General features: G+C 52.8%; 11 protein-coding genes. 2 read left to right on the forward strand and 9 right to left on the reverse strand.

Annotation, left to right across the window (positions count from 1 at the left end; translation table 11 throughout):
* The 5 genes from Q1A48_RS03380 to Q1A48_RS03400 form a co-directional block, all read right to left on the reverse strand.
* On the reverse strand, window positions 1–569 hold a 569-nt coding region (locus Q1A48_RS03380; protein WP_299941202.1), incomplete at its 3' end, for an IS5 family transposase.
* 119 nt (window positions 570–688) lie between these two features.
* The gene (locus tag Q1A48_RS03385; protein ID WP_299941205.1) at window positions 689–1,411 is read right to left on the reverse strand and encodes an FkbM family methyltransferase; all 723 of its coding nucleotides are present in this window, start codon (window positions 1,409–1,411) and stop codon (window positions 689–691) included.
* Between the two features lie 319 nt (window positions 1,412–1,730).
* Window positions 1,731–2,510, reverse strand: coding sequence for an enoyl-CoA hydratase (locus Q1A48_RS03390; protein ID WP_299941208.1), 780 nt, complete (start codon window positions 2,508–2,510; stop codon window positions 1,731–1,733).
* A 257-nt stretch (window positions 2,511–2,767) separates the two neighbouring features.
* Window positions 2,768–3,697: an arginine deiminase family protein gene (locus tag Q1A48_RS03395; RefSeq protein ID WP_299941210.1), complete on the reverse strand. Its 930-nt coding sequence runs from the start codon at window positions 3,695–3,697 to the stop codon at window positions 2,768–2,770.
* Window positions 3,698–3,769: 72 nt separating this feature from the next.
* On the reverse strand, window positions 3,770–5,017 hold the full coding sequence (locus Q1A48_RS03400) for a Zn-dependent hydrolase (RefSeq protein WP_299941212.1): 1,248 nt from the start codon (window positions 5,015–5,017) through the stop codon (window positions 3,770–3,772).
* Between the two features lie 128 nt (window positions 5,018–5,145).
* Between Q1A48_RS03400 and Q1A48_RS03405 the strand changes: the two genes are divergently transcribed.
* Complete coding sequence (locus Q1A48_RS03405) at window positions 5,146–5,928, forward strand: tryptophan 2,3-dioxygenase family protein (RefSeq protein ID WP_299941215.1); 783 nt, start codon at window positions 5,146–5,148, stop codon at window positions 5,926–5,928.
* 191 nt (window positions 5,929–6,119) lie between these two features.
* Here the strand turns inward: Q1A48_RS03405 and Q1A48_RS03410 are convergent, their stop codons facing one another.
* From Q1A48_RS03410 to Q1A48_RS03420, 3 genes are all read right to left on the reverse strand, one after another.
* On the reverse strand, window positions 6,120–6,539 hold the full coding sequence (locus tag Q1A48_RS03410) for a biopolymer transporter ExbD (RefSeq protein ID WP_299941218.1): 420 nt from the start codon (window positions 6,537–6,539) through the stop codon (window positions 6,120–6,122).
* A gap of 185 nt (window positions 6,540–6,724) precedes the next feature.
* Window positions 6,725–7,177, reverse strand: coding sequence for a methylglyoxal synthase (locus tag Q1A48_RS03415; RefSeq protein WP_299941221.1), 453 nt, complete (start codon window positions 7,175–7,177; stop codon window positions 6,725–6,727).
* Between the two features lie 266 nt (window positions 7,178–7,443).
* Window positions 7,444–8,841 (reverse strand): tryptophanase, encoded by a 1,398-nt coding sequence (locus tag Q1A48_RS03420; protein WP_299941224.1) that lies wholly within the window; start codon window positions 8,839–8,841, stop codon window positions 7,444–7,446.
* Between the two features lie 948 nt (window positions 8,842–9,789).
* On the opposite strand from Q1A48_RS03420, the gene Q1A48_RS03425 reads away from it, so the two are divergent.
* Window positions 9,790–10,620: a hypothetical protein gene (locus Q1A48_RS03425; protein ID WP_299941227.1), complete on the forward strand. Its 831-nt coding sequence runs from the start codon at window positions 9,790–9,792 to the stop codon at window positions 10,618–10,620.
* Between the two features lie 77 nt (window positions 10,621–10,697).
* Here Q1A48_RS03425 and Q1A48_RS03430 read toward each other — a convergent pair whose 3' ends face one another.
* Window positions 10,698–11,624 carry a phosphoribulokinase gene (locus tag Q1A48_RS03430; RefSeq protein ID WP_299941229.1) on the reverse strand — a complete coding sequence of 309 codons (927 nt, stop codon included), beginning with the start codon at window positions 11,622–11,624 and terminating at the stop codon, window positions 10,698–10,700.
* Window positions 11,625–11,696: the final 72 nt, after the last annotated feature.

Here is an 11,696-nt window from a genome sequence, read left to right on the forward strand (position 1 = left end):
TCGTGCGTTTCATTGCTGCGCTTTTCCTTGTGGAAGTCCCGCTCGCTGTTGCTGCCACTGCCCTCATCGTCGTCGCTATCCTGCTTGCGACGAAAACTTTTGTGTGAGGCCCACGCCTGAATCAAGGTGCCATCAACGCTGAAATGCTCTTCCGACAACAGTTGCTTCTGCCGAGCTATCTGCACCACTTCTTCGAACAGGGTGGGAGTAATGTCGTGGGCAAGCAGACGGTCACGGTTCTTGCTGAAAGTGGAATGATTCCACACCTTATCATCAATGCTGAGGCCAACGAACCAGCGGAATAATAGGTTGTAGCGTGTCTGTTCCATCAGCTGGCGTTCACTACGCACGCTGAATAAAACCTGTAGAAGTAGGGCTCGCAGTAATCGCTCCGGGTGGATGGACTCCTTGCCGTTCGGTGCATAAGCGCAGTCGAGCAGCCAGTCGATACGCTGCAATGCCAAATTAAATTCCTGACGAATCTTTCTCAGATGGTGAGATTTCGGGACAAATTCTTCCAGGTGAACCGTGGTGAACAAAGCTTCCTGTGTAATATCTGCACCGCGCATACACTATCTCATTGTGGGGTATCGACCCCGAGCATTGTACCAAAGCCAGTAAATACATGAGCCTATTTCAACAGCCTGTTAAAGCTCTCCCTCTTTACAAGAATAAACTATGCGGAACCTTAGAGTGATTTCACCAGGGTCCCATTTATCATCACACAGTCAACCTCAATAATTGCATGTCCACTCTTTTCTTTGGATACCGGAAATAAACCTGACACTTCAAATCCGCACTTGCGATAAATATTCAAGCTCTCTGTGATGTCAGGCATGTTTTTGTAAATTTTTTTCAGGGCCATTTCAGATTGAAAGGTAGAGATATTTTTAATATTTCTTTGCCCGCCTGCAAAGGCCTCGACATCAAATCCCTGAGTGTCTAATTTTAAATGGATTTTTGGCTGTACGGGACCGCTGAAACTTTCTTTGATAAAGTTATCCAGGGTTGATATTTTGACTATTTCTGAATTTCCAACTTTCCCTCTTTCTTTAAGGTAGTAGTCACTGTATTCATAAAAAGAGGAAAAGACATTATCAATATTGATCCTGAGCTCTCCACTTTCTCTTCCCAGGGCATAGTTATAGGAGAACCAATTTTTATCACCTTTGCTCGTTTCAATCAGTTCTTTATAGTACATTCTGACGGGCTCAAACGAGTGTATTTGTCCTTTGAAACCAATGGAGCGCAACAGCTTTCCATACTGCCCTCTGTTCGCTCCAACATCCAGAACGGTATCGATTTTAAAGTCGGCGAAAATTTTTTGTAAATGCCATTGTATTTTCAGAGTCTTCTCTTTTTTAACTATGTCATAGCCAAACAAATTGGCTAAAGGTCTAAACAAATTCATAGTTCAGTGGCACTTGATTAAGGCTTAGTAGTTCAGGCATATCCCACCACCTGCTGAAAAATAAAGAAAGTTGCCCAAAAGTGGTAAGATATTTTAAACAGTAAACACAGTAACCAATTCTAATACCAATCATCATGGGCAACGGGCAAACTCACCAACCCCGACCTTGCCAATGTTTCCTAGGCAGGCAATAGGCGCAGTTACGATCACCGCTAGCTCGGTGAGCAGGCTCTCTAGAAGAGGACTTTCACCGCATTGGTTCATACCCATGTTGGACATACATATGACACATCCATGACCACTTCTGGCGGCCATGGATTTAATCAAACCTGGAGAAGTCCGCAGGCCGTTTTTCCATAAAGGCGGTTGCAGCCTCTTTAAATTCCTCGGAAGCCAGGCGCTCCTTGAAGTGGCGGCCCTCATTCTGGATAAATTCCAGGCCCTTTTCCTCGGTGGCTTGGCGCAGTAGTTGCTTGGTCAAACGCACTGCCGCCGGCGCCTTCGCTGCCAGCTCAGTAGCGGCTTCGCGGGCGCGCACAATTGCCTGTTCGGGCTCTACCGCAGTGTTACAAATACCAATGTCCACTGCGTCCTCTGCCGAGAATTTCTTGCCGAGCAGCAGCAGTTCCGAGGCCCTGGCATGGCCTGCGATACGGGGCAACAGGTAACTGGAACCGTACTCCGGACACAATCCCAGGTTCACAAAAGGCATCTGGAACATGGCGTCGTGTCCGGCAAAAGATAAATCGCAGTGCAACAGCATAGTGGTGCCGATCCCCACTGCCGGGCCGTTTATCGCTGCAACAACCGGCTTGGGGAAATTGTACAGCGCGCCCATAAACTGATAAACCGGAGACGCTTCCCCCTCTGCAGAGCCCCCGAGGAAATCCATCAGGTCATTGCCACTGGTAAAGTTGCCCCCGGCACCGGTGATGATGACCACACGAATATCTCTGTTGTCGGCAGCACGGTTGAACAACTCCGCCATGGCGGCATACATGGCCGTGGTCAGGGCATTCTTGCGCTCCGGACGATTGAGGGTGATTTCCAGTATATGATCGCTGACCTGAGCCTGAATTTCCTCACATACGCTTTGCATATTGTTCTCCGGGTTTGGAATCCATTGGGGCTGGCTGGGAGCCTTTCAGACCGGCCTGGTACAAAGCTGTTTACGCCAACAACCCCTCTTTTTGGCGTCATGCCGGGTCAATAACGGCGAGCCACCTGTTCAGAGGATTCATATTACCGGCTGCGCCCGCGTAAGCGAGTTCATAAACAACCACATTCGTTGACGGGAAGAACCCGGCAACCACTGGCCGCCGGGTAACTTGGCTGGCACCTGGAGAATAGTTGCCATCAAGGCTTCAGCGCAGAATCCCTGCACAGAGGCTGGCACATGCAGTGGATACCGCCCCCGCCGGGGGTAATCATGGAGATATCCGGATCGATCACCTGGAGGCCGTGGGCGCGGCACTTGTCAGCCAGACCGGTATTGGCCCTGGGCAGCATCACCCGGTCATTGCCTAGAGCCACCACGTTGACCCCCAGCTCCAGCACCTGCGGGAAAGGAATATCGATAATTTCAATATTGCGGCTTTTGAACCATTGCACCAACTTCGGCTCTACCGCATCGACACAGACAGCCGCCAGCTTTTCCGCCAGCATCGCCACCATCACGTCGATATGCAGGAAGAAGGGATCAAACTGGTAACCCTTCACTTCCCAACCCTCTTTTTCCACCCAGCCCTTCATTTGTTGAAAGCCCTGGGGGCTGGTGCGCTCGCCGGAGTAACCGCACAGGATTACGCCCGGTTCCAGCACCATAAAATCACCGCCCTCAAGGGAGCCTGCGGTAATCACATCGTAGATGGGGATATCCAGTTCGGCATACTGCTTGACGATGGGAACCCACTCACCGCGGCGCCAGGGACTGTACATCTGTGTCACGATAGGGCCCCAGGGGGTCATCACTGAAGAGTCGCGCCCAAAGATCTGGTACGGCAGGCTGCTATCAGCCGGGATCAGGTGGGTGTTCACCCCCGCATGACGATAAGCATCCAGCATCTCTGCATGTTGGGCTTTTGCCACCTTCTGATCGAACTGCATGCCCAGTCGCGCGGCGCGGCGGGCACTGGCATTGCCGGTGCGCCAGCTGAAGTTATCCACAGGCCCGATAAGAACATCACGCAACACACCGTATTCGGAATCCATGCCCCAGTGGGTAAGTGCAGTGGTACCGCCGTTATCCTTGCGGTATTTCAAGGTAAATTCACGCATCTGATCCATCCAACTATCTTATGGCGGGCCACTGACAACAGGTGCCAGAAACCCTTTCTCTTGCTTCAATTTTTTTCCGGCTCAGGCCAGCTCAGCACTTGCGAGCATCGCCTGCAACAATACATTGCAGCCAGCTTCAAGGTGTCCTGGTTCTGCGGACTCCGCCTCATTGTGAGAAAGCCCCCCGGCACAGGGGACAAAAATCATGGAGACCGGAGCAACTCTGGAAACATAGACTGCGTCGTGGCCGGCGCCGGAAACCATGCGGCGATGGCTGTAACCCAAACGCTCTACCGCACTATGCACCGCTCCAATACAGTCCTTATCAAAGGCCACTGGTGGTGAGTACCACTCTTCACGCACATCGATGGTGACGCCAGTGGTTTTCTGGACCTGCTCCGCCAGCCGGTAAAGGGTACGATGCAGATGCGCTAAGCCCTCCGTCGTGGGATGGCGCAAGTCCAGAGCCAGTACCACCATTTCCGGCACGGTATTGCGGCTGCCCGGCTCGGCACGCAGATCGCCGCAAGTGATTCTGGCATCCTCAGAGTAAGCCTTCACTTCGGCATAAAGCTTCTCACAAAGCCCGGCCAGAGCCTGTACCGGATCGCGGCGATCCTCCATGGGCGTGGGACCGGCATGACAGGGCGTGCCGGAGAAGGTGACATCGTACCAGCGGATACCCTGTACTCCGGTCACCACTCCAATCACCTGATTCTGCTTTTCCAGAACCGGTCCCTGCTCGATATGGGCCTCAAAAGCCGCCTTGATCGGGCCGGGCTGGGCCGGCTCTGATCCCAGGTAACCGATACGCGCCAATTCCTGCCCGATATTTTTGCCGGCTTTGTCTTTACGGCTGTGGCCGTACTCAAGGCTGAATTCCCCTGCCCATACTCCGGAGCCCACCATTGCCGGGGAAAAACGTGCCCCTTCCTCATTGGTCCACACTACCAATTCCAACGGCGCCTTGGTCCTGATCCCTCTTTCCTCCAGAGTACGCAGCACCTCCAAACCCGCCAGCACGCCATACACACCATCGAACTTACCACCGGTAGGCTGGGTATCCAGGTGTGACCCTGTCATGACTGCGGGCAGGCTGTTGTCGACCCCGGGGCGTCGGGCAAAGAGATTACCCATACGATCCACACGGATCTCACAACCGATCTCCCGGCACCAGCGCACAAACAGGTCGCGCCCCTCGCGATCCTCATCGGTGAGTGCCTGGCGGTTGCAACCCCCGGCCGGAGTCGCGCCAATTTCAGCCATTGCCATCAGGCTGCGCCACAGACGATTACCATCAACGCGCAGTTGTTGTACGGGGTTTTCCATGTAAAGAACTCCGAACTGAGTATTGCGCAATATACTAATCAATCTGCCGAAACTTTTGTTTTGATCCGGACTGATGAAAGAGCGCATTATTTCGTGATTGATCAAAACCTGACCAGGAAGCAATCCACATGCCCCTTACCTATAGCACTTACCTTAAGATAGATGCGCTTTTGCAGTGCCAAAATCCGCTTTCAGAGGGTCCGGAACACGACGAGTTGCTGTTTATTGTGATTCATCAAAGCTATGAGCTTTGGTTCAAACAAATGCTCCATGAACTCGATTACCTGATGCGTCTGTTCAATACCGGTGAGCGCAACCGCGCCCTGCATACCCTCAAGCGGGTGGATACCATTTACCGCACCCTGATCCAGCAGGTGGATATCCTCGAGACTCTGACCCCACTCGAATTCCTCTCATTTCGAGACCGCCTATCCAACGCCAGCGGTTTCCAGTCCTTTCAATTCCGTGAACTGGAGTTCCTGTATGGCGCCAAGGACCCCAAGAAGCTGGAAAACTATGCACCGGGTTGCGAACACTACCGCCGGCTACAACTACGCCTGGCGTCCCCAACGCTCTGGGATACTTTCCTAAGATTCCTGGTTCATGAGGGACATCAAGTGCCAAAAAGTGTGCTGGAAAGGGATGTCAGCCAGGTTGCGGAACCTTCTCCAACGGTGCAGAAAATACTGATTGATATCTACCGCAATGACCCCCTGGTAAGCGAGATCTGCGAGGCTCTGGTGGATATCGACACCTCCCTGCAGCAGTGGCGCTACCGCCACGTGAAGATGGTGGAGCGCACCATTGGCAACAAAAGCGGTACCGGGGGCTCCAGTGGCGTTGGCTATCTGCAGGGTACCCTGTTCAAGACGGTGTTTCCCGATCTGTGGGCTATCCGTTCGGAATTCTGACCGCCATAGCGGCCAGAACCGGGGATAGGTCCGCCTGGGCTAAAATAGGCAGGGACTGCCAAACCCTCCGGAATACCGGCCAAAAGGGGTGTATTTGCGGGAAAAGCCGACCCTTGTCATGGGCCAGCACTATTGTGAGACACAAAAAAGCCAGCGGATCGCTGGCTTTTCTGACTCAGTGCAAAGCGCACTTATTCACCGGAAGGGACCAGGGACACCTGTATGCCTGGGTTTACCTCCTTGGCTGCATCTGCGATCTGCACGTAGGTATCCGCACTGGACTTGTTGTGCGCACGCACAATCACAATGGCCTGGGGGTTCTCGGCGTACAACTGGGCAATACGGGCGCGCACGGCACGGGTATCAATACGGCTGCCACCCAGGGTAATCTCGTCATTGGCATCCACCATCAGCAGGATGTTCTTATTTTCATCCTCAGATTTCTGATTGGTTTCATTCGGGTCCGGCACATTGACATCCAGCGCCTTCTCTCTCACAAAGGACGCCGTCACAATAAAGAAGATCAGCATGATAAATACAACGTCCAGCATGGGCGTCAGGTCGATATCCGCCTTTTCTTCTTCTACGGCCTTTCCGCGTCTTCTACTCATAAAACACCGTGCAGTTATCAAATACCAAGGGCGCCGGTTTAACCGGTCTGATCAGGAGGGCAAGATTGCCGCGAATTGGCAAGCATTGCAAGCACAACCTATTACCCAGGGAAATAATTATTTTAAATCAATGAGTTACAAAAGAAAATCACACTATTAGGTTATTTTTTGAGCAAAAAATCCGACTAGCGTTCACTCAAGTAACGCTGGTAATCCGGTACCTCCCGGTCAAAGGATTGCTCCATCAGGGCAGACTGCACCATCATATCGGCACTGCTCGAATTACAGGCCACGGGAATATTCCAGGCCGCTGCAATGCGCAACAGCGCCTTGACATCCGGATCGTGGGGCATGGGCTCAAAGGGGTCCCAGAAGAAGACAAGAAAGTCCACTTTGCCTTCACTGATTCGCGCCCCCAATTGCTGGTCACCGCCAAGGGGGCCGCTCAGCAGCTTCTCGACCTTCAGACCGGTAGCGGCCTCTATTTTGCCGCCCGTGGTTCCTGTGGCCAAAAGGTAATGCCTCTGCAGCGATATGCGATGGCGAGTGCACCATTGGATCATCGCACTCTTGCGATGATCGTGGGCAACCAGAGCGACGCGCTTACTGGCCGGTAGGGGTTTAGTAATAAATTCCATCTGGTCCTCAACGCTGGAAGCAGTCCCCAGCAGCCCTATAGTATTCCAATTTCTCCAACCTGTGCGCCTTAACCCAGGCCAGGGCGCATTCACAGTCACCTTTCTGACTATTTACCCCACAACAACCCTGATCGCCGGGTCACCAGCCGTGATGCAAAGCCCTGCAGCTATCATTCTTGCACACAGGCGGAGCTACCCATTTGCCAATACAGTATTGCTACTCAAAGGCGCTCCCGTGAATCATCTGCACCCCTAGACCGGTTCGCCTACAGAGACCGGAATCTCGCCGTGAAATGCCGCAAAACTGGAGGTTCGTATTCAAATTCCAGGCCCTTTAACCTGTGGGCCCGCTCTTGCAACTCAATAATGGCTTCTGCGATATAGTCCATATGATCATTGGTATAAACCCGACGTGGAATCGTCAGGCGCATCAGTTCCAGTTCTGCCTGCTTTTGCTCCCCGGTTTGCGGGTCTCGCCCCAGCAGCAGCGATCCGATCTCCACTGCACGAATGCCCGCCTCCAGATACAGCGCATTGGCTAATACCTGCGCGGGAAATTGTTGCGGCGGGATCTGCGGCAACATTTTGGCGGCATCTACAAAAACCGCATGGCCACCGGTAGGGTATTGAATGGGTATCCCCCCTTCCCGCAGCCGCTCTCCCAGATAGGCTACCTGGCCAATACGGTAATGCAGAAAATGTTCATCTGCAGCCTCGTAAAGCCCGCGCGCCAACGCCTCCATGTCGCGCCCGGCCATGCCGCCATAGGTCACAAAGCCCTCCATGGGCACACACCGGGTACGCACTGCCTGGAAAAGCTCTTCATGATCGCGAATGCAACAGAGACCCCCGATATTCACCATAGGGTCTTTCTTCGCCGACATGGTCAGCATATCGCCGTAGCGGTACATTTCGCGAATGATCTCAAAGATCGATTTGTCCCGGTAATCCGCTTCTCGCTGTTTGATAAAGTAGGCATTCTCGCAATACCGCGCTGAATCGATCACCACCGGGATATCGTATCCGGTAGCGATCTCGTAAACCGCACGCATATTCGCCATGGAAACCGGCTGGCCGCCAGCGCTGTTGCAGGTCACCGTGGTAATGATTGCACAAATGTTTTGAGGCCCGTGCGCCTCAATGGTATTCACCAGTTTGTGTAAATCAAAGTTACCTTTCCAGTCGTAAGCGGTCGTGGTATCAAATGCGCGTTCGTCCACCACATTGACCGCTTTGCCACCATTTAACTCAATATGACCGGCGGTGGTGTCAAAATGATAGTTTGAGACAAATACCGGCGTGGTGCCGCCGCGGACCTGACGCATGCGCTCGATCAGGGCCGGGAACAGGATCTGCTCCGCCCCCCGGCCCTGGTGTGCGGGAACGGTTAACTGATAACCAAAAAAATGCTCAACGGCCTTGCAAAGATTGTAATAGTTGCGGCTGCCCGCATAGGATTCATCCCCCAGCATCAACCCAGCCCACTGGTTATCACTCATGGCGCCTGTGCCAGAGTCGGTGAGCAAGTCAATATAGACATTATCGCTGCGCAGCAGGAAGGGGTTCAGGCCCGCTTTTACCAAGGCTTCTTCACGATCTGCCCGCGTTGTCATTTTGATTGGCTCAACCATCTTGATGCGAAATGGTTCAGGAATTCGCTTCATCGTTTTTTTCCTTGTAAATCCATCCAGTGCCCATGGCACCAGAGCTACCACTAGCACTGCCTATTGTTACAGGAATTCCAGTGTACAGTCGAAGAAAGGAAGTGGCCATGGCGATACGTCCGGGATTACCTGTACATAAAAAGAGGATGCTCCCTCGTGGTATCACGTACCCGCGACCCTCACGGACATGACAATACCGCCTTGAACTTCTTCAGGCGGACACGCTGGCAATGTCTTTACCCAAGGCTTGTGTACTTTTATAGAGGCCTATACAGGTTCAACCAGCTTTCTTCGCCAAACGACCTCGATCTCAAACCCTCTACTCAGGGAGTGTACTGGCTCTTAAGAGTAAGGCGGCACAACAAAATGTCACTGCGACCGATCCATACGCTTGACGCGTCGGCAACATTATGCAACTGCACCATTGCTTCAAGAAGAGCGCGAAAGCCCTACTGGATTGCTGGGTGAATTGAGAAAAATGGAAAAGCGAAAAGAATAGCGCGCATCAAGATAGATCAAAGCGTTTGAGTCTTCCCCGCTTAATCGACAGGCCTCTAAAACTACTGCGGACGAATCCCAAGGTACTGACTCAACTATTCAGTGTATTGTACTGTTTTTGAATACTGGCCTCACCAGAAAGAGAGAAAAAGCCAGTTGCCATCCGGGCACCTGAATAAACCCCAATAGCACTTGCAAACCTGTCCACAGATCGAAAACCGGTAAAAAAACCATTTTTTTACTTTATTTAACAAAAATTCTTATAAAACGCTTGCATTTAGGTATATAAATAAGCTGCAATTAGCGCCGCTCGCTTGGGGGGACTCATTATCAATTGTTTTTTGCTGAGTAAAAGTGGTCTGGACGATCTAGATGACCACAAGATGGCTGAGAATAATTGATAGGAATGCCCCCATTTCTAAAACAATTCTTTTTGCAGGGATATTTATAATGGCTAGCAAGAAAGTACCCAAAACCACTATCAATGATGTTGCCAAACTGGAAGCAGAACTGATCTCCCTTACCGCCAAGCTGGCTAGTGCCCGTCTCAAGCAAGAGAAGGATGCGATCAGCAGAGAGGAAAAATTGGCAAAAGACGCCAAAAAGGCCGTCTTAAAGGCGAAAACCACCCAGCAAAAGCTGGCTGCCGTTAGAGCCAAGAAAAAAACGCCTGCCCAACAGCGGCAACTACAGAAAGCCCGCGGTGACGCCGCAACGGCCAAAGCCGCCGCAGCCGAGATCAAAGGCGCTGCGGCAGAAGCCAAAGAGAAGCTGGCAGCAGTCAAAGCTGCAAACAAGCTCGCCTCTCAGGTAGCCAAGGTTGTCGCCAAAGAGGAGGCAGCTATTGCCAAAAAACTGGCCGCTGTAGAGAAGAAACAGGCTGTCTCTGAAGCCAAAAAAGCCGCTGCTGCTGCCAAGAAGGCCGCTGCCGCAGAGAAAAAGAAAGCTGTTGCACAAAAGAAGAAAGCGACCGCTGTAAAGAAAAAGCCCGGTCGCCCCAAAAAAGCGGACGAAGCCAAAAAGAAACCCGGCCGTCCAGCCAAAAGCGAGGCTGCCAAGAAAAAACCGGGACGCCCCAGAAAAACTGATACCGCCGCCACTCCGGCAAAGCGCGGTCGTGGACGTCCGCCAAAAGCCGAAACCGCCAACAAGAAGCCGGGACGCCCAGCCAAAAGCGAAACGGCCAAGAAAAAGCCAGGACGCCCCAAGAAAGCTGTCAGCGCAACCACAGCAGCCGCCCCAGCAAAGCGTGGCCGCGGCCGGCCGCCAAAGGCCAAGTAAGACAATCCGGCTGGAGTGTGATAGCTCCAGCCGGATCAGGCCCCGGCTGCGTCGAGGTGTATTCTCATAACAACTGCTCAGTGCTTCAAGTTGACCGCTTTTATTCGGTGGTCTTCTCCCAACAAAAAAACACAATCTGCCCGCTCGGGCATCTCTAAAATCAAATTGCGCGTAACCCTTTCGTAGTGCTGAACAAAACGCAGCACTTCCCTGTCCTGTAATCCCCCGCCGCCGTTACGCTCACGCAGCTTTTGCTCCTGTAACTGCCGCCATTCGAGAATAGATTCCATACTCGGCGCTTTCAGCATCACCATAATCTCCGGCAGCGCAAACAGGGTCCGATAAGCGCCCGCAAGTTGCCGATTGATAAAGTGCCGCCAGGTACCGGATGGATCTTCTGACTGCTCAAGGGCATTCAGCGGGAATACCGGTTTGAGTGATGGTTTGGCCCCCAGGCACCAACCCTCCAACAACACAATATCGACCGGCCCCATGTATTGCAGCCAGGCGTCCCGTGGGACGCGCTCATCAAGAGACTTGTCAAAGCGCGGTAAGGCTGTGACCGATTCCGCACCCGCACAGCACAGGGCATTCAGGGTATCAATACCCAGCTGTACATCGTGCGTACCTGGCACCCCGCGGGTCAACAGAAGGGGGTGAACCTCGCGCGCGAGCTGCTGCCGCTCGGCCCGGGTGAGGTAGAGATCATCCAAAGAAAGTGTGCAGCAGTTGTGGCCCAACTCGGTCAGTACAATTTGAAGAAAGTCAGTCAGCGTGGATTTGCCCGTACCCTGGCCACCACTGATACCCACAACCAGCGTCTTTCCCGGCCTATGCCGCTCCTGCAGCCACAGTGCCAGGGGCAGGTAATAGTCTCTTATGACCCCATAAAACGCAGCCGGCAGTTGGTGTTGCCGAATAAAGCCCTCAATAACCCCGCCGGGTAGCTTACTTGCGTGCATCTGGCTGTGTGCGATAACTTCCCGGGGCCAGGCATTGACCATGTTCGATCCCTCTCAAAATTCACCGCGGCCACAACCACTGCAATGATTGCCCAGACCACCCAATTCACTTTT

Origin of the sequence: uncultured Microbulbifer sp. (assembly GCF_947489355.1) — a bacterium.
GTDB lineage: Bacteria > Pseudomonadota > Gammaproteobacteria > Pseudomonadales > Cellvibrionaceae > Microbulbifer.